The organism is Providencia alcalifaciens, assembly GCF_915403165.1.
Lineage (GTDB): Bacteria > Pseudomonadota > Gammaproteobacteria > Enterobacterales > Enterobacteriaceae > Providencia > Providencia alcalifaciens_C.
Genome location: NZ_OU659204.1, coordinates 2,378,010 through 2,396,891 on the forward strand (window position 1 = coordinate 2,378,010; position 18,882 = coordinate 2,396,891).

General features: G+C 43.5%; 17 protein-coding genes and 2 tRNA genes. 8 read left to right on the forward strand and 11 right to left on the reverse strand.

Going from position 1 to position 18,882, the window contains the following annotated elements:
- Positions 1-175 precede the first annotated feature (175 nt).
- A complete protein-coding gene (locus tag LDO73_RS10985) occupies positions 176-700 on the reverse strand; it encodes an anti-virulence regulator CigR family protein (protein WP_224057912.1) in 525 nt (174 codons plus the stop codon).
- 180 nt (positions 701-880) lie between these two features.
- Between LDO73_RS10985 and LDO73_RS10990 the strand changes: the two genes are divergently transcribed.
- The 5 genes from LDO73_RS10990 (at position 881) to LDO73_RS11010 (ending at position 6,983) form a co-directional block, all read left to right on the forward strand.
- Complete coding sequence (locus tag LDO73_RS10990) at positions 881-2,131, forward strand: mechanosensitive ion channel family protein (RefSeq protein WP_224057913.1); 1,251 nt, start codon at positions 881-883, stop codon at positions 2,129-2,131.
- Positions 2,132-2,439: 308 nt separating this feature from the next.
- The gene (locus tag LDO73_RS10995) at positions 2,440-4,869 is read left to right on the forward strand and encodes a DMSO/selenate family reductase complex A subunit (RefSeq protein WP_224057914.1); all 2,430 of its coding nucleotides are present in this window, start codon (positions 2,440-2,442) and stop codon (positions 4,867-4,869) included.
- Positions 4,870-4,880: 11 nt separating this feature from the next.
- Positions 4,881-5,498 carry a DMSO/selenate family reductase complex B subunit gene (locus LDO73_RS11000; protein ID WP_036952921.1) on the forward strand — a complete coding sequence of 206 codons (618 nt, stop codon included), beginning with the start codon at positions 4,881-4,883 and terminating at the stop codon, positions 5,496-5,498.
- A 1-nt stretch (position 5,499) separates the two neighbouring features.
- The gene (locus LDO73_RS11005; protein WP_224057915.1) at positions 5,500-6,276 is read left to right on the forward strand and encodes a dimethyl sulfoxide reductase anchor subunit family protein; all 777 of its coding nucleotides are present in this window, start codon (positions 5,500-5,502) and stop codon (positions 6,274-6,276) included.
- A gap of 107 nt (positions 6,277-6,383) precedes the next feature.
- Complete coding sequence (locus LDO73_RS11010; protein ID WP_224057916.1) at positions 6,384-6,983, forward strand: TorD/DmsD family molecular chaperone; 600 nt, start codon at positions 6,384-6,386, stop codon at positions 6,981-6,983.
- A gap of 61 nt (positions 6,984-7,044) precedes the next feature.
- Here LDO73_RS11010 and LDO73_RS11015 read toward each other — a convergent pair whose 3' ends face one another.
- Complete coding sequence (locus LDO73_RS11015) at positions 7,045-7,587, reverse strand: DUF924 family protein (protein ID WP_154628167.1); 543 nt, start codon at positions 7,585-7,587, stop codon at positions 7,045-7,047.
- Positions 7,588-8,019: 432 nt separating this feature from the next.
- Here LDO73_RS11015 and LDO73_RS11020 point away from each other — a divergent pair, with 432 nt between their 5' ends.
- Positions 8,020-8,295, forward strand: a complete 276-nt coding sequence (locus tag LDO73_RS11020) for a hypothetical protein (RefSeq protein WP_036952907.1) — start codon at positions 8,020-8,022, stop codon at positions 8,293-8,295.
- Between the two features lie 68 nt (positions 8,296-8,363).
- Here LDO73_RS11020 and LDO73_RS11025 read toward each other — a convergent pair whose 3' ends face one another.
- Genes LDO73_RS11025 through LDO73_RS11045 form a run of 5 tightly spaced genes read right to left on the reverse strand, consistent with a single transcriptional unit; the run spans position 8,364 to position 14,554 of the window.
- Positions 8,364-10,106, reverse strand: coding sequence for an acetyl/propionyl/methylcrotonyl-CoA carboxylase subunit alpha (locus LDO73_RS11025; protein ID WP_224057917.1), 1,743 nt, complete (start codon positions 10,104-10,106; stop codon positions 8,364-8,366).
- Entirely contained in the window at positions 10,093-11,697 is a 1,605-nt protein-coding gene (locus LDO73_RS11030; protein WP_224057918.1) for an urea amidolyase family protein, read from the reverse strand. The genes LDO73_RS11025 and LDO73_RS11030 overlap by 14 nt, the downstream gene beginning before the upstream one ends.
- 8 nt (positions 11,698-11,705) lie before the next feature.
- Positions 11,706-12,512 carry a putative hydro-lyase gene (locus LDO73_RS11035; RefSeq protein WP_224057919.1) on the reverse strand — a complete coding sequence of 269 codons (807 nt, stop codon included), beginning with the start codon at positions 12,510-12,512 and terminating at the stop codon, positions 11,706-11,708.
- The gene (locus LDO73_RS11040; RefSeq protein ID WP_224057920.1) at positions 12,509-13,288 is read right to left on the reverse strand and encodes a LamB/YcsF family protein; all 780 of its coding nucleotides are present in this window, start codon (positions 13,286-13,288) and stop codon (positions 12,509-12,511) included. The genes LDO73_RS11035 and LDO73_RS11040 overlap by 4 nt, the downstream gene beginning before the upstream one ends.
- A gap of 27 nt (positions 13,289-13,315) precedes the next feature.
- Positions 13,316-14,554 carry an NRAMP family divalent metal transporter gene (locus LDO73_RS11045; protein WP_224057921.1) on the reverse strand — a complete coding sequence of 413 codons (1,239 nt, stop codon included), beginning with the start codon at positions 14,552-14,554 and terminating at the stop codon, positions 13,316-13,318.
- A gap of 429 nt (positions 14,555-14,983) precedes the next feature.
- On the opposite strand from LDO73_RS11045, the gene LDO73_RS11050 reads away from it, so the two are divergent.
- Positions 14,984-15,646, forward strand: a complete 663-nt coding sequence (locus tag LDO73_RS11050; RefSeq protein WP_224057922.1) for a GntR family transcriptional regulator — start codon at positions 14,984-14,986, stop codon at positions 15,644-15,646.
- A gap of 396 nt (positions 15,647-16,042) precedes the next feature.
- Entirely contained in the window at positions 16,043-17,350 is a 1,308-nt protein-coding gene (gltP, locus tag LDO73_RS11055) for a glutamate/aspartate:proton symporter GltP (RefSeq protein WP_224057923.1), read from the forward strand.
- 452 nt (positions 17,351-17,802) lie between these two features.
- Here gltP and LDO73_RS11060 read toward each other — a convergent pair whose 3' ends face one another.
- From LDO73_RS11060 to LDO73_RS11075, 4 genes are all read right to left on the reverse strand, one after another.
- Positions 17,803-18,090 carry a putative quinol monooxygenase gene (locus tag LDO73_RS11060; RefSeq protein ID WP_224057924.1) on the reverse strand — a complete coding sequence of 96 codons (288 nt, stop codon included), beginning with the start codon at positions 18,088-18,090 and terminating at the stop codon, positions 17,803-17,805.
- A 70-nt stretch (positions 18,091-18,160) separates the two neighbouring features.
- Positions 18,161-18,325 (reverse strand): hypothetical protein, encoded by a 165-nt coding sequence (locus LDO73_RS11065; protein ID WP_224057925.1) that lies wholly within the window; start codon positions 18,323-18,325, stop codon positions 18,161-18,163.
- 209 nt (positions 18,326-18,534) lie between these two features.
- A tRNA-Thr gene (locus LDO73_RS11070) sits at positions 18,535-18,610 on the reverse strand.
- 5 nt (positions 18,611-18,615) lie between these two features.
- A tRNA-Ser gene (locus LDO73_RS11075) sits at positions 18,616-18,703 on the reverse strand.
- Positions 18,704-18,882 lie beyond the last annotated feature (179 nt).

Sequence of the window (18,882 nt, forward strand, 5' to 3'; positions counted from 1 at the left end):
GAAAAGCATCAAAGAATTTTTTGTTAACCTGCAAGAAGTTGTTGAATTACTGTCCAAGCGTTTTATGTAATTTGCTTTAAACTTTAGTTAGTTAAACCATAGTCAATCAAACCTTTCATTTACCTCATTCAAGTATTTGCAATTTTTGCTAGCGGCCTTTTTTAAGGCCGTTTTTTTATTCAAATACGTTCTCAATAATTTCCGCCACTATCGCCGTTTTAATCGCAACTAACAGTAAATCTTTTCCGCTCATTCGCCACTCATACCCTGAGTAAGTTGGCAAACAGGCTCTAAACGAGGCGGGTAACGCTTTTTTAGCAATTCCCGGCGGCAACGGCTTACCTCGACGGATCTGTTTTTCAATTCCAGGTGGAAGCCCTTGATAACCCACTAGCCCATAATTGATGGCAACGGGACGAACATCGCCGAAATTGATATTAATACTAATCAAAGAGTTATCATAATGACTTGAGTATTTCTTCACATCACAGTCATATTTTTTGCCCTTATGTTTATGCTTTTTATTGTGCTTATGATGATGATCATCATGATCATAATAATAATAGTCACCCTTATGCTTACCATTTCCTTCATCACCTTGATGGTTAGAAGCCTGAGCAAATAGCGGCATGCAAATGAGTGCCGGAAGTAAGATAAATTGCAAAATAAATGGTTTTTTAGCTTTACTCTCGATGTGCATTTTATTGTGAATTCCTAACCATACCGGGTCGTAAAACATTATGCCCTACGTAAAAATACAGCAATAAGAAATGCCTCATTCACAGTAATGTTATGTAAATGTTAGTAATTTCAGCCAAACTTAAGTCCTATTTGCTTATACTGGATCGTCATTTATGGATAACGCAATAAAGGAGAATTTATGCAGCAGCAACTGCTCGACTGGGCTCGCCAGTTTAATCAAGACTATGCCACCCTCGCCTCTCTCTTAATGGTTCTTGGGCTGATACTGATTGTCGCCCTGATTTTGCACCTTTTTCTGCACAAAATACTGCTTCCCACGATTGAGAAAAGAGGATTAAAAGCAGGTTCCGGTTGGCAACATCAACTCACGCAATATAATCTATTCAATCGAATTGCCTTTATTATTCAAGGTATTGTTGTCAATATTCAATCCGCCTTATGGTTATCTTCGGGCTCAACGACACAAATGGTATTGAATGTCGCTTCCCAAGCATGGTGCTTACTGTTTGGTTTGCTGACTATTTATTCCATTTTGGATATCACACTGGGCGTATTACAACGAGCCGCAAAAACGGCGCATCTCCCGCTACGAGGTATTTTCCAAAGCATTAAGCTTATCGCCACTGTTTTGATTTCGATTATGATCATCGCGCTACTGATTGGTAAATCTCCGTTGATTATCCTCAGTGGTTTAGGGGCGATGACCGCCGTCATGATGCTGGTGTTTAAAGATCCGATTATGGGTTTAGTCGCCGGCATTCAGCTCTCTGCGAATAATATGGTCAACATTGGTGATTGGCTTGAAATGCCGAAATACGGTGCTGATGGTGCAGTAATTGATATTGGGTTGACCACAGTTAAAGTTCGAAATTGGGATAATACCGTCACCACTATTCCAACTTATGCACTGATTTCAGATTCATTTAAAAACTGGAAAGGAATGACTGAATCAGGCGGACGCCGCATCAAGCGCAGCCTACGTATCGATGCCAATAGTATTCATTTCTTGAAACCTGAAGAAGTTAGCAACTTTGAAAAAGCCAACTTATTAGAGCCTTACATCGGGAAAAAAGTCTCTGAAATTCAGGTCTACAACTCTGCGTTACCAGAGGATAAAGCGACGCCACTCAACCAGCGACGCCTCACAAATATCGGGACATTTCGCGCCTATATTGAAGCATATCTGCGTGCTCACCCGCAGATCCATAAAAATATGACCATAATGGTTCGCCAACTGGAGTCAGACTCAAACGGTATCCCAATTGAGATTTACGCGTTTACCAACACGACGGTTTGGTTAGAGTATGAACGTATCCAATCGGATATTTTTGACCATATTTTTTCCATTTTGCCGCAGTTCAATTTATCCGTACATCAATCACCTACCGGTAATGATGTTCGATTCTTAGGTCATTCAACAAATAAATAACTCATCATAGGTAACTTATAAATACTACTTAATGATTAGCGAACATGACCTTCCTACCTAGAGGGGGAAACCCCTCTTATATCCACAGATCTCACTCCACCATTATATAATTTTTAATATAACGATTGATAACAAAAACAGAACAAAACTGGCAGCTACGATAAGAAAACTCCTTATAAATTAAATAAATAAAAACATTTCTCTTGGTTTTATCAAAGATATTGTTGATACATATCATGTTAGTGAGTGGGTATTTTTTCTAACATATTGAACATACCTAATACGTTATTTACATATAGGCAATGTCAATGCATAAAAATAAAACAAATACTCATTTCGCAGAACTGAGCAGGAGGGAGTTTCTTCAAACCTCCGCAACCGTAGCGGGTGCAGCCGCCGTTGCAGGCTCAATCACTCTGCCTTTTGCTGCTCAAGCAAAAACACCAACCATCATGCCCGACGAAGTCAGTGAAAAAATCAGCTACAGCGCTTGTTTAGTCAACTGCGGTAGTCGCTGCCCTCTTAAAGTTCATGTGAAAGATGGCGTTATCAGCCGTATTTCCAATGAAACCATGTATGACGATTCAACACTGGGAGAACATCAGATTCGCCCTTGTCTGCGTGGTCGTTCAGTTCGCTGGAAAACCTATAATCCAGACCGTTTAAAATACCCAATGGTACGTGTGGGTAAACGTGGAGAAGGTAAGTTCAAAAAAATTAGCTGGGATGAAGCTACCACTATCATTGCTGAAAAACTGAAATATACCATCGATAAATACGGCAGCGATGCCATTTATTACCAATATGGTTCCGGTTCAACGGGTGCCAACTTACACGGTCGTGCTGCCTGTAAACGTCTTTTAAGTTTAACGGGTGGATTTTTAGGTGACTACGGGACTTATTCCTACGCGCAGTTAATGGAGATCACTCCCTATGTTTACGGCAGTGTGGAAGAGTCTTATTTAACTGAAATCCAAAACTCCGATCTCGTGGTCATGTTTGGCCATAACTTGGCTGAAACCCGCATGTCCGGTGGTGGTCAGTTCTATGAAACACTAAATGCGCTCGATAAGAGCAAAGCAAAAGTGATTATTATCGACCCACGCCGTACCGATAGCGTAACAACGTTAGGCGCTGAGTGGATCCCAATCTATCCGGGTACTGACGCCGCGTTAGTAGCAGCCCTGGGTTATGTGATGATCCAAGAAGGCTTAACCGACGAAGAATTCCTGAAAAATTACTGTGTGGGCTGGGATGAATCAACCCTGCCAGCATCAGCGCCACGTAATGCCTCTTACAAAGACTACATCATGGGCAATGGCCCTGATGGTATTGCTAAAACCCCTGAGTGGGCGAGCAAGTTAACGGGGATTTCGGTTTCACGTATTATTCAGTTAGCCCGTGAAATTGGTAACGCTCAACGTGCTTGGATCTCACAAGGCTGGGGCTTACAACGTACCGAGAATGGTGAGCAAGCGTGTCGCTCTATCATGATGCTGCCTATTATGTCTGGCAATATCGGTCGTTCAGGGACTAACACCGGTTTATGGGGTAACAGTTTTGCCTATCCAGTGGCTGGATTTGGCTTACCAAACCCAGTAAAAGCGCAGATCCCTACCTACATGTGGTCAGAAGCCATTGTACGTGGTAAAGAGTTAACCGCAGAAAACGGTGGGATCAAAGGCGTTGATAAGCTGAATAATGACATCAAATTTATGTGGTGTTATTCCAGTAATGTCATCGGAAACCAGCATGGTGATTTGAATAAGACCCATGAAATTCTGTCTGATGGGTCAAAATGTGAGTTTATCCTTGTTTGGGATAACCACGATACCCCATCGGCAAAATATGCAGACTTACTGCTGCCAGATGTAACTACCGTCGAAACAAACGACCTGATCAATAACTCCTATGCAAGTGGGGCTTATCACTATCTGGTGCGTCTACAAAATGCCATTGAACCACTGTGGGAAAACCGTCCAAACTACGATGTGTTAGTCGAGGTAGCAGAGAAAATGGGCGTGAAAGATCAATTCACCGAAGGTCGTACCTACGCAGAATGGATTGAGTTTTGCTACAACAAAACCCGTGAAAAAATGCCTCATTTGCCAGAATTTAGTGAGACCGATGGTGCGGGGATCATCGACCGTAAGTTCCTCAATAGTGCTGAAAATGTGGCACTGAAAAGCTTCCGTGATGACCCAGTGAATAATCCACTGAAAACGCCATCCGGCAAAATTGAAATTTACTCCGAAAAACTGGCTGAACGCGTGAAAAACTGGGAACTTCCAGAAGGTCAGCGTATTCCAGCTATTCCTGAATATTGTGTGAATAAAGAAGGTGTTGAAGCACAAGCAGCACAGAAAAAACACTCTTTATTAATGACGGGCTTCCACGATAAGGGTCATGTTCACTCAACCTATTACAACGTGGCTATGCTGCGTGAGGCTATTCCTCATCAATTCTGGTTAAACCCAATTGATGCACAAGAACGTGGTTTGAAGAACGGCGACTTAGCTGAAATCTTCAATGATCGCGGGCGTATTCAGATTAAAGTCAAAGTGACTGAGCGCGTCTTACCCGGTGTGATTGCGGTTCCTCAAGGTGCATGGCGCACATTGAATACCGAAGGTTTAGATGTTGGTGGTTGTATCAACACCCTAACCTCCCATGTCCCTTCTCCACTGGCGAAAGGCACACCACAACATACTAACCTTGTTGAAGTCAAACGCGCTTAAGGAGTTAATTGATGAAACAGTATGGCTTTTATTTTGACTCCACAAAATGCACTGGCTGTAAAACCTGTCAGGTAAGTTGTAAGGACGAAAAAGACTTAGATTTAGGTCCTAAATTCCGCCGAGTGTATGAATTTGGTGGCGGTAGCTGGCAGAAGCAAGACGGTATTTGGCAACAAAATGTCTATAGCTACTACCTGTCTATTTCGTGTAACCATTGCTCGAACCCAACTTGCGTAGAAGGTTGCCCAACTGGCGCAATGCACAAACGCAGCGAAGATGGTTTAGTGGTTGTGGATCAGTCTATCTGTGTAGGCTGTCGTTACTGTGAACTGCGCTGCCCATACGGTGCGCCACAGTTTGACGAAAAGAAAAAACTGATGAGCAAATGCGATGGCTGTTATGAGCGTGTCGCAAAAGGAATGAAGCCGGTTTGTGTAGAGTCTTGCCCGCAGCGCGCTTTAGATTTCGATGACATTACCGTTTTACGTGAGTTACACGGTACGGAGTGCGGCATTGCACCAATGCCAGACCCAAGCCTGACTAACCCGAATATCGTCATCAAGCCACACAAAGATGCTAAGCCATCGGGTGATAAAAGTGGCGAATTGAAAAACCCTGCGGAGGTCTAATATGCATGAGTTACCACTGGTTTTCTTTACTGTCTTAGGGCAATCCGCGGCGGGTTTATTTCTGTTAGCTTATATTGCGAAAAAAATGGGCTCAATCGACGATAACCAGCTGAAAACAGCCAATATTATCGGGTTTATCATTGTGATAATTGGCTTAGGTATTGGCGCACTGCACGTCGGCCAACCACTGCGTTTCTTCAATATGTTGTTGGGCGTGGGTCGCTCACCAATGAGTAATGAAGCGTTCTTGAGTGGCGTGTTTGTGGGTTGTGCCGCCGCTACACTGTTTTTCACTCACTTTGTTAAACAAACGGCTCTGCGTGAACTGTCTAACATTGCGACGGTGATTTCAGGGTTAGCGTTCGTTTGGTCAATCCCACAGGTGTATAACATTGCGACAATTGCTAACTGGGATACCCAATTCACTACACTGCAAATGTGGACAACCCTGTTTGTGGGCGGTGGCGCACTCGCGATGGCAATCGGCGCTCGTGGTTTAGGATTAATGGCATTTTTAGCGGGTACCTTTGCGATTTTTGCCAGCCGTGCCAGCTATCAAGCATTTTTAAGCGAAACTGCACCCGCATTAAGCGCAGAACAAACCGGCTTTTGGGGTTTCCAAGTGATTGTATTAGCGATCGCCTTAGCGGCATTCGTTGGGTTCGCTATCAAGCAGCGTTCACCAAAAATCCCATTACTAACCTGTGCAGCAGCCGTATTACTCGCAGAACTGTCTGGTCGTATTGCCTTTTATAACCTGTGGCAAATCACCATGTAAGGTGCTATAACCTCAGATTATGATTAGCAATATAAAATAATTAATAGTATAAGAGCCTGAATTCAGGCTCTTTCTTTTAAGTTAATTTAAGCTTTATAGGTAATATCATGCAAACTCTCGATACTACTCTTTTTCGTATTTTAGGGGGAATGTTTTACTACTCTCCTGAAACACCCACGTTTCAAACGTTGCAACCTGTACTGCGTGAGATCCCATCCCTGTATGATTGGCAAGAACCCACTCAGCTGATTGCCGACTGTGAGGCATTAAGTGATTACCCAGCAGACACGCTTACCTATGATTTTTCGATTCTTTTTGAAGGTCAAGGTGCAATGCCAGCACCACCGTGGGGCTCGGTGTATCTGTCTCACGACAACACCGTTATGGGGGATTCCACCAGCGCCTATCGCCAGTTTTTGATGTCCCATGGATTAGTTACTGATACGGGATTACGGGAGCCAGAAGACCAATTTGGTTTAATGTTAATGGCCATTTCAGCACTGGCAGAGCAAGGTCAAGACGATGCCATTGTGGAATTACTCGAGCAGCATTTATTACCTTGGGCGGAACGTTACTTAACGTTGGTTCAGCAAACGTCAACTGAACATGGGTTTTACCCTACCCTTGCCAAAATCACTCAGACCTATTTGGCTGGTGTGCAAAAACAGCTAGGTTTACAGCCTGCCACGGCCGAACTTTTCCGTTAATAAACCTTGAAAGAAAATGAGTTTGCTAGCACGTAAGCAAACTCATTTTTATGTAGACGAACTAGAATGACGAGTTAGGCTGCTGTAAAAAGGCAATTTCTTCTCGAGTTGACGGTCGGCCGAGGATCTCGTTGCGGTGCGGGTAGCGCCCAAACTTATCGATAATGGCCTTATGGCGCATTTCATAATCCAACGTACTATCATCCCCCAACATACGGAATAGCTCCACCGCTTGCAGGTGGATAAAGCTCGATTCTGAATGCATAAATGGCATTAACATAAATTTGCGCTGAGATAGCGTAAGCAAATGATAATCCGGCTGCTTAATGGCTTCTTGCGCTAATGCTAGCGCCATCGCATCTTGTGCGAACGCTTTTGGGGTATCTCGCCATAAGTTACGGGAAAACTGGTCAAGAATAATAATTTCCGCTAAACGGCCACGAATAGAGACTCGCCAATAAGCCAGTTCCCCTTTTGCCGCCTGTTCACTGAGCGCAGTAAAACGCTTTGCGATGGTTAAGTCGAATTTTTCGCTTTTTTCAAACCACTGTTTTGGGGTCGATTCTTCAAACCAAAATGAAAGCACTTCTTCCATGGCATTCATAAGTTACCTATTTATATTATTATTGCGATTATTATTACGATATCGAGTTCATCGTAGATAAAAATAGTTCAAATTGACAGGATGGAGATCTGAAAACACAAATTTGCAGATAAAAATTTTGTTATTTGCGAGCTAGACCTAAAATAATCGCGATAACACTCAGTAACTTCCTACTGTTTTTATTACATCACGTTTTTATTGCATCAAGATAAGTATTCTTTTTTTGATAATGATAAATGCTCGATCACACATTCTTATTTGCTGTTTAATGTGAATTTAAATTTATCTATCGTATGAATACATACATTTATTTAATCCAATGTTAGAATTTGACTTATATTTTATAGACAAATAACGCGCCCTTATATATTGAGCGTATTGATTTGACATCTTGGGTGTACTTCATTAGCAGTGAGTGGGAAGGCAAGATAAATGGCAGGACATATGGTACTTATCGGTTGGGCGTTGTGGGTCAGTCCTTGTGGCACCGATTCATGCGATGCATTACCCGTGACCGAAACCATTTTTACCCAAGAACAATGCATGAGCCGAAAATCCTATTTAGAGGCAAAACGCCCTAATTTGTTTTTCTTATGTGGTGAGGTTTATCGTGATAGCGATGAAATCGCTAAAGAGGAAAAAAGTGTCGTTCCTGCACCTAACCCGCCACTCCCCGTACGTAACTTACCGGAACGTAAATCACGTTGAGTTACGATTAAATGGGTAAGGCGGTGGCCGTTCGCCACCCCCTATTAACGATTAATAACCATTAGCGATTAGATAATCTCCGCAATTTTATTATCTGCATTGATAAAATCCCCTTGTTTAGCCGTATATTTCAGCTCCCCTGAACGGTGGGCGATGACTTGAACTTCCATTTTCATTGCCTCCATCACACCAATTATGTCCCCTTCTGTCACCTTATTTCCCTGAGGAACCAACCAGTTGAATAGCACGCCAGAAATGGGTGCGTTCACGCTGTTAGGGTTATTTTCCATCCCTTGAGGCGCTGAGGTAGCCGTCGTAGGGTTCATTGCCATTCCAGCAAACAGTTGCGCGGGCAACCCCAGTTCACAACGTTTCCCATCAATTTCAATAAATGACCGTGTTAACGCTTGTTCAGCTTGCGGTAACTGACGTTTCGCTGGGGGAATTTCAACACTAAATTCCGTTTCAATCCAACGGGTATGTACCTTAAAGTTTTCACAAAAATCGGCTTGCTCCATCACCGCTCGATGAAAAGGCAATACGGATGCAACCCCTTCAATCTTAAATTCAGCTAATGCGCGACGAGCACGCACAATCGCCTGCTCGCGGGTTTGCCCAACCACAATCAATTTCGCCATTAGCGAGTCAAAGGTACCGGGAATGGCTTTACCTGTTTCAACGCCGCTATCAACACGGACGCCAGGGCCTGATGGGGCATCAAAACATAAAATGGTTCCCGGAGTCGGTAAGAAGCCATTCCCGGCATCTTCCGCATTGATACGAAATTCAAAAGCATGCCCACGAGGCTTAGGCGTTTCTTGAATACTCAGAGGCAAGCCTTCAGCAATACGTAGCTGCTCAACCACCAAATCTATTCCGGCCGTTTCTTCTGTGACTGGGTGCTCAACCTGCAAACGGGTGTTCACTTCTAAGAAGGATAAGGTGCCTTCTTGGCTTAATAAGAATTCGACCGTTCCCGCTCCCACATACCCTGCTTTACGGCAAATATCTGTGGAAGCGCGAATAATTTGTTGTTCCAGTTCAGGAGTTAAAAATGGAGCGGGTGACTCTTCCACCAGCTTTTGATTTCGGCGTTGCAACGAACAATCTCGCGTTCCCACGACAACAACGTTCTCGTGGGTATCGGCGATGACCTGCGCTTCAATATGGCGCGGGTTATGCAAAAATTGTTCAATAAAGCATTCCCCGCGACCGAATGCCGCTGTCGCTTCACGCACCGCCGAGTGGTATAACTCTTCCACTTCATGCATCTGCCATGCCACTTTTAAACCACGACCACCGCCGCCAAATGCCGCTTTAATTGCGATGGGTAGCCCATGTTGATGGGCAAACTGCACCACTTCTTGGGCGGTTTCAACGGGATCTTTAGTTCCCACGACAAGTGGCGCACCCACTTGTAAAGCGATATGTCGGGCTTGGACTTTGTCCCCCAAAATATCAATACTTTCTGGGCTTGGACCAATCCAAATCAAGCCAGCTTGCTGCACTGCGCGCGCGAATTCAGCGCGTTCAGAAAGAAAACCGTAGCCCGGATGCACCATGGTTGCACCGGATTTTTTCGCTATCTCAATCAGTTTCTCAATGTTTAAGTAGCTCTGTGCTGGGGTATTTCCACCTAGCCCATAAGCTTCGTCCGCCATGTTGACATGTAATGCGTCAATATCGCTATCGGCATACACTGCCACAGACGCAAAACCATAATCGCGGCAAGCACGAATAATACGTACGGCTATCTCACCGCGGTTGGCAATCAATACCTTATGCTGTGCATTTTTATTATTGGTATTCATAAGCTTCATGACTCCCTTCAAGTTGATAAAATTCACGTAATGGATTAAAGCGGATTTTGCCGTTCACGGGGATTTGCCCTGCGAGATCCAAATGATAGTTACACACTGCCCCTATCACCGGATACCCTCCCGTTAATGGGTGATCATTTAAAAATAACACCGGCTGCCCATTCGCTGGAACTTGGATAGCGCCAATACAAGTGCCTTCACTCGGTAATTCTTGCAACCGTTCACGGCTTAGCGGTACTTCACCCGCAAGGCGTAACCCGATACGGTTTGAGGCGGCAGTTACCTGCCAAACTTGCTGGCGCAGTAATTCGGCGGCTTGTTCAGTAAACCAATCTGTTCTAGGCCCCATCACCACATCCAGTACCACCACATCATCTATTGTCGGGTAATCAAAAGCTGGCGATTCGGTGAGCGAAATAGCGCGATGACTCATTTTTTGATGAATCGATAAAGATTGCCCGACCATTAATGGCGCGGGGCCAACCTGAGCTAAAGTATCGAATGAACAACTTTCAAGAATCGGTGCCACAGAAAAGCCCCCGCGTACTGCAAAATAGCTACGTACACCTTTAGTCGGGCGTCCTAATTGAATGACATCCCCTTTTGCGAGGTGAATCGGTTGGTAAGTTGCTGAGGTGTATATCTGCCCGTCTTCCGTGGTGATGGTAACAGGACACTCTGCGCCTGTAATACCGACCAGCACATCTCGATTAGCGCGGACCTTTAAGCCACCTTGCGTCACTTCCAATACAGTAGATTGCGTACAGTTACCGACCAAACGATTTGCACTGTATAGCGCCGATTTGTCCATCGCGCCTGATTCGGAGATCCCTAACGCTGACTGCCCAATACGTCCTCTATCCTGGAATAAAGTTTGTAGCCCTGTCGCCAGTACCGTGAGATCGTAAGTTTGGTTTTTATCGATAGGTTTAATGTCAGTTTGGCTTGGTAAACTATAGCTCACGCGGCTCTTGCTTTGGTCAACAAATTGCACCCGATAACCTGCTTGTAAAAGTGCGGGCTCTGGGCGATTAATATCCCACACAGCTAAATCAGTCTGACCAATCAGTTGCCAACCACCGGGGCTGGCTTGTGGATACACACTGCTAAATTCTCCCGCCAGTGCCACTGACCCCGCAGGAATTCGCACGCGAGGGGACTGGCGGCGCGGTACCTGTAATTGTGCTTGTTTCGATACCATATAACCAAATCCGGGCGCGAAACCACTAAATGCCACCAGATATTCATTTTCAGTATGACGGCGAATCACCTCTTCGATAGAGACCCCTAAATACTCCGCCACTTCCGATAAGTCTTCCCCGGTATAGTGCACTGGAATAGTGACAGATTTTCCCGTTTTAGCTTCACCACCTTCAATATTGCGCAGAGAAATTTGCTGCACAATCGCATTAACATGCTCAATCGCTGGGTTATAACGCACTAATACCGTTCGTGCCGCTGGGGTTATCTCTTCAATGCCTTTAATAGGACGATGCGTTAATGAGTCTGTGAGTGCCATCGTCTGTTCGAGACTCGGCAGTTCAACCATAAACGCGCTTAAATTGACAGGTAAGAAACGCATAAGCCCCCCTATACGTGGTAAGCGGCGTCAGGAACATCCGTGATAAACATATATCCCGGAGCATGACTTAACGCAAAAGGAACACCCGATCTCATCACCGCTGCTTGAGGCGTCACACCACAAGCCCAAAATACGGGAATTTCACCGTCTTCAATGCGGACTGCGTCCCCAAAATCAGGGCGCATAATATCGCGGATCCCCAGTAATTCGGGCGCGCCAATATGTACGGGAGAGCCATGTACCGCGGGAAAACGCCCCGAAATCATGACGGCATCGGCAACACGATCTGCAGGGATTGGACGCATTGATACTACAAGCTCGCCTTCTAAACGCCCCGCAGGACGACACAATTTGTTAGTTTTATACATCGGCACATTGGAACCATCGGTAATGTGGCGAACATCAATACCCGCCTCTATCATCGGTGTTTCAAAGGTAAAACTGCAACCAATCAAGAAAGTGACTAAGTCAGGATGTTGCTGATAAATGGCCGTCGCATCCGTAATTTCATCCACCAGCGTGCCCTGTTCCCAAACACGATAACGAGGAATATCGGTACGCAGATCGGCACCTTCGGCTAATACGGTTTGCCAACTCCCTGATTCGCACACATCCAAGACAGGGCAACTTTTGGGGTTCCGCTGAGCATAAAGTAGGAAATCAAACGCCCAATCCCTCGGTAACGCAATCATATTGGCTTGGGTCATTCCCGGTGCCATGCCTGCAGTGGGTTTATCATAACCATGACGAATCGCTTCTCTCGCCGCTTTCGCGGCTTGAATTGCCTCCTTTGAGGCTTTCATTAATGCATTCATGCTTGACCTCTCTTTCCTGCAAAGGCACAGATACCGATCCCTTGCAGCTCAAAGAGTTCACGTACTTTTTTCGCCATCTCTAACGCACCGGGGCTATCTCCATGTACACAAATGGATCCCGCTTCAATGGGGGTAAATTTCCCATCAATAGCGACTACACCGCCTTCATTCACTAACTGCAACATGCGCTTAGCCACTAATTCTGGGTCATGCAAGACAGAGCCTGCTAGCTTGCGAGACACCAGCGTACCATCGCTGTTGTAAGCTCTATCAGCAAAGGCTTCTGCAACCACCTTCAACCCACTCTCTTTTGCCCAACCAATCAATGAGGATCCTGCCAATGCCACCAGCGTTAACTGGTTATCAATTCCCAAGATCCCATCAATCACTGCCATCGCTTGGCGTTTGTCATGGGCGATGGTGTTATATAGCGCGCCGTGTGGTTTGACATATTCCACTTGAGTACCTGCCGCCGTCGCAAGCCCCTTTAATGCGCCAATTTGATAAATCACGTCTGCGGTTAATTCGTTAGACGCAATGTCCATATTTCGACGGCCAAATCCGACTAAGTCAGGGTATCCCACATGCGCTCCGACCGTTACGCCTTGTTTTTGCGCGGCAATGAGTGTTTGAAGGATCCCTTCGGGAGAGCCCGCATGGAACCCACAAGCAATGTTGGCGCTACTGACAATACTCAGCATTGCCTCATCATTGCCCATTTTCCATTGACCAAAACTTTCACCAAGGTCGCTATTTAGGTCGATTTGCTTATTCATTATTGTTCCTCAATCCTTGATAACGACTTATTTTAAGTAGTTGAAAATTGCACTCACGGACATGGCACCCATGTACCACGTTAACGCACAGGTCACGACACCCGACCACAGTAACCAACGTGGGTAATGATAGCCTTCCATTAAATCTGCACGTTTCCAGCCAATATAGACAAACAGAGTCAGGCCAATCGGTAAAATCAAGCCGTTAAAGCCACCCGCGAAGACTAATAACGCTGCTGGCGCAGTTCCCATTGACAGGTAAACAGCCAATGAAACGGCAATGAACAGGATAGTGGCAATATTACGTTGTCTTTCCGTAATGGAAGACTTGAACGCTTTTAAGAAGCTCATTGAGGTGTACGCTGCACCGATAACGCTAGTCAGTGCTGCCGCCCATAAAATTAAACCAAAAATACGTAAACCGAAGTTACCCGCTGCGGCTTGGAATGCTTGCGATGCAGGGTTCGCCGCTTTACCTGAAATATCAATCGTCACGCCGCTAGCAACCACACCTAAGATGGCTAAAAACAGGACATAGCGCATTATGCCAACGACGATGATCCCTTTAGTCGCCGCACTAGAAACCGCTTTAATGTTTTCAACGCCAACTTCGCCTTTATCCAGTAAACGATGCGCCCCTGCGTAGCAGATATAACCACCAACCGTTCCGCCAACAATCGTCGTGATCATCGCAAAATCAACAGTGTCAGGGAGTACGCTTTGACGTAATGCTTCACCAATTGGCGGGTTAGATGCAATCATCACAAAGAGTGTTAAGGCGATCATGACCAAACCTAATGCAATAATTAATCTATCAATAAAGCTACTGGCTTTGCGGGATGAGAATATATAAATCGCTAAGAGCGCACTGAGTAAACCACCCCATTTAGGGTCGAGACCGACGAGTGCGTTCAGACCTAAACCTGCCCCGGCAATGTTACCGATATTAAATATCAATCCCCCAAAGATGACTAACACAGCCAGTAAATAGCCACTTCCGGGAATTGTCGCATTGGCGATATCCGATGAATGCATTTTGGTCAGCGTAACCACTCGCCAAATATTTTGCTGTACCACGAAGTCAATGATGATGGAGGCTAAAATACCAAACGCAAACGCGGCACCTAAAGTGACGGTAAATGTCGCAGTTTGGGTGATAAATCCGGGACCAATCGCCGATGTTGCCATTAAAAAAATAGCGCCAATCAGCGAGGAACGACGTTTCTTCACATATTCTGCTGTCGAGATATTTTCATGAGCTGCCATATGCATACTCCTCTGTAGTTTTTGTTGTTATCTGTATTTTGATGTTGTGCAAGTTTTTTAATACTGAACTCGTTTGTAGAGGCAATTTTCGTGCCATTGTTCTATCAATGGTATGGATTGTTAATTTATTGAATATAGATTGTTGAACAATTAATACGGAGCGATGAATAATTAAGCAATCAAAATCGTTTCTGATGAGTTGAAAATCAAATCTTGATCACTTTTTTAACAATTAATGTTTCTCCATAACATTGAGAATGAGAGGTGTAATGCGTCAAAGCACCAATTTAGTGCTCTAAAATGAAAATGCCCTGAATGAGTGCATAAAAGGAGTCTTGCTGCCCTACGGCGAATATGTGAAGATAGCGCTCAAATACCTGTTTTAATGAACTGTTCTCCCTACTTTTCTTCAACTAGGCTCGCCTTTTTATGAAAAAACAGCCCGTCGCACAAACCCTGTCAGTCACTATCGCAGAAACTATCCGCCATAAAATTACGATTGGTGAGTTAACGCCGGGACAACGTTTATCAGAAGCCGCATTGAGTGAAGAGCTAGAGATTTCCCGTAATACCTTAAGGGAAGTCTTTCGCGTATTAACCCAAGAAGGTCTACTCACCTACGCCCCCAATAAAGGGGTGTATGTTTCCGTCCCAGATATGGCGGCGATTATTGATATTTACCAAGTACGTCGATTAATTGAATGTGATTCATTGACTCATGCTTATGCCCTGCATCCTGCCGTTCAAAAAATGAAACTTGCTGTTGCTGAGGCTCGGGAGCATGAAAAAACGGAAAATTGGGTGGGTGTCGGTACCGCCAATATGAAATTTCATACCGCGATTGTGGAATTATCGGACAGTGAAAGATTAATTAAGCTTTATCATAATATTGCCGCGGAGCTTCGTTTAGCTTTTGGTCATTTAAACGATGCCAAACTGCTCTACGCACCTTATATCGATAAAAACCAAGCTATTTTGGAATTACTTGATGTTGGCCGAAACCAAGATGCGGCCGCTACGCTTTTACACTACCTCGATTTATCTGAACGAACATTACTCGCCGCCTATAAACGCAGCCAATCACTGCTATAAAATCATCAGCATTTCAGATTGCTCGTTTTATTCCATGTCTTTTGTTCCCCCTCTATTTTTTTAAATTAAATATCTATGCAAATAACCTTGCATAGATATTGCAGAATTAAACACTCCATAAAAATCTCAACTCACAAAAGTTGTATTTAACAATTTTTATAGATTAGATTAATCACTTTTTGTTATCGATTTGGCAACACATTAAGATACAAATAGAAATATAAATTAACAAAACATTCCATTTCAGAAACTTAATTTACAATTTGTTATAAGTAACCATTGTAAATAACTCTACTTTCTCGAATAAATGATTGTGGTTTTTCCGAATATTAGTTATAAAACTGAGCATAATAAAAATACAATGTTAAATATTATTAATATAAACGAGAATTATTTATGACATTAAACAACATCGTTCCAAAAAAACCGTTTAAATTTGGTTTAGGGTGGCAGATTCTAGTTGCGCTTATTTTAGGTGTTATCGTTGGTGCTTTATTGCATGAAAGCGTGGAATACAAAGATTGGTTAATACTGAATGTTCTCTCTCCCGCAGGTAAGATTTTTATTCAGTTAATCAAAATGATTGTTGTACCTATCGTCATTTCGACCTTGATTGTGGGGATCGCTGGTGTCGGGAATACAAAACAATTAGGTACGCTGGGTTTCAAAACGATCCTTTACTTTGAAGTCATTACTACCATTGCCATCATTGTGGGTATTTCGTTTGCCAATATCTTCCAACCAGGTGTGGGCATTGATATGTCTCAGCTCACTCAAGTGGATATTTCTCAGTACCAAAAAACGACGCAGGAGGTTGCTAGCCATCCTTCAGGGATCGTAAATACTTTATTATCTTTGGTACCGAGCAATATTTTTGCTGCTATGGCGAGTGGCGATATGCTTCCTGTGATCTTCTTCGCGGTTTTATTTGGTTTAGGGTTATCCTCTTTACCAGTAGCAAAGAAACAGCCACTATTAGATGTTCTGCAAACTTTTTCTGAAACCATGTTCCGCGTGACCAACATGATCATGATGTATGCACCAATCGGGGTGTTTGCATTAATTTCTGTCACCGTCGCAAACTTTGGATTTACTTCACTGGTTCCACTGCTGAAGTTAGTTATTTTGGTTCACTGTGCGATTATTTTCTTCGCCGTTGTGGTGCTCGGAATTGTTGCACGCTATTGCAAAATTAATATTTTCACTCTGATGAGAATATTGAAAGATGAGTTACTGCTTGCATATTCAACAGCCAGCTCTGAAACTGTACTTCCACGTATTATGGATAAAATGGAGAAGTATGGTGCACCAAAATCTGTCACCAGTTTCGTTATCCCAATTGGTTATTCATTTAACTTAGATGGCTCCACTTTATATCAAAGTATCGCCGCCATTTTTATTGCTCAGCTATATGGTATTGAGCTGTCATTAGGGCAAGAGCTTATTTTAGTCTTTACCTTAATGATCACTTCAAAAGGTATTGCAGGGGTTCCGGGAGTTTCATTTGTCGTCTTGCTGGCAACGTTAGGTTCTGTGGGGATCCCATTAGAAGGTTTAGCCTTTATTGCCGGTGTTGACCGTATTCTCGATATGGCAAGGACTGCACTTAATGTGGTTGGTAACGCTTTGGCCGCCTTGGTTATCGCCAAATGGGAACACAATTATGATGCAAAAAAAGCTCGAGAGTATGAGGAAAGTTTTTGATTAAGGATTAAATATCCAGGTTCCTCTTATTTATAACTAAAGCCATCTTTAAAATATTAAAGATGGCTTTGAATATAGACCGCCCATACGTCTAGTTATTTATACTTAATCTCAATTTTAATTTTGTACTTATCTGATATTTTCTCGCAAGATTTTATTTCATTGCTACGCTAAATATACACTTTAATTTAAGTCACTCTTTATTTGGATTAGCAGCAATGAATCAGGTCAGACGCTTTCTTTTATTCTTAAAAGTTTTACAGCACCTAATGATCATCTTTGTATTTACGCTGTCATATTTTATGGTTCAGAATTGGCTATAATTCGATAAAGTTAACGTAAACCCAAAGCCCCCTTTTTTAGTAAAATAATATACCGACTATTTAGGGGGGAACTTCTGAGAGGTTATTTGGATAAATTTTACATAAGATATTGAAATGTACTACTCAGTATTAAAACGCCGCCCCCATCAAGATAAATTTAGGTTCCGCTCTTTGATAGTGGTTGATCATCGGTACTAATCGTTGGAAGTGTTCAGACGCACAATGTGAATCTAATGCGGCACGATTGGGCCACTCTTCAATAAAAACAAAATGCCCAGGATCCTTTTCATCAATATAAAGGTCATAGGCGATACATAGCGGTTCTTTCTTTGTGGCTTCAACAAGTGCCTTATAGAGCGGCAACACAATTTCTACCGCTTCTGGCTTGATAAAATCCTCAGCAATGACTTTTAGCATTGTAATCCTCTTTATTTAGCTTGTTAAAATTCAAATCAATCCCTTCCAGCTAAGCGGGTTGCAGAAATTATTACTGATTCAGCTTATCACCCACATTTTTAATTATCTGCGCTAATTTTGCTTTATCTTCATCAGAGAGATAATCATGGTATTTTTCAACAAAGCGCTGGATTCGCCCTGCCCCAGCAATGATTTTCTCAGCCGCTTTGTTGATGTCATCTTGATTGGTATTCATGTTGAGCCTCATTAACCTCATCCATGACAAAGAAGGTACCATGCATTTAATAAATGAACATCAAACTAACCTTTGCATGATATATGTTAATTACTGAAAACTGACTCAGCAACATAGGGTATTGAAAGTAGAAGGAAGAAATTAGGAAATGGGTAAATGACTGACAAAGAAAAAACCCGCTATATCTTTCGATATAGCGGGTTCTTATTTGGTGCCGGCTACCGGAGTCGAACTGGTGACCTACTGATTACAAGTCAGTTGCTCTACCAACTGAGCTAAGCCGGCTAATTTGGCGGAGAGATAGAGATTCGAACTCTAGGATGGTCGCCCATCGGCGGTTTTCAAGACCGCTGCCTTCAGCCGCTCGGCCATCTCTCCATGGGGCGCGATTATGGAGGAATCATGGGGGCTTGTCTACCCCTGACAGTAAAATAATTGCATTTTTTTGTTCGTTTGACTAATCTTCACTCAATTGTTCTCTATTGCCCTAAAAAAATGCTAATATCTGTGCAAAATCGGTGTCTATAGCATACCTAGGCGTATGATTTTTAATCTGA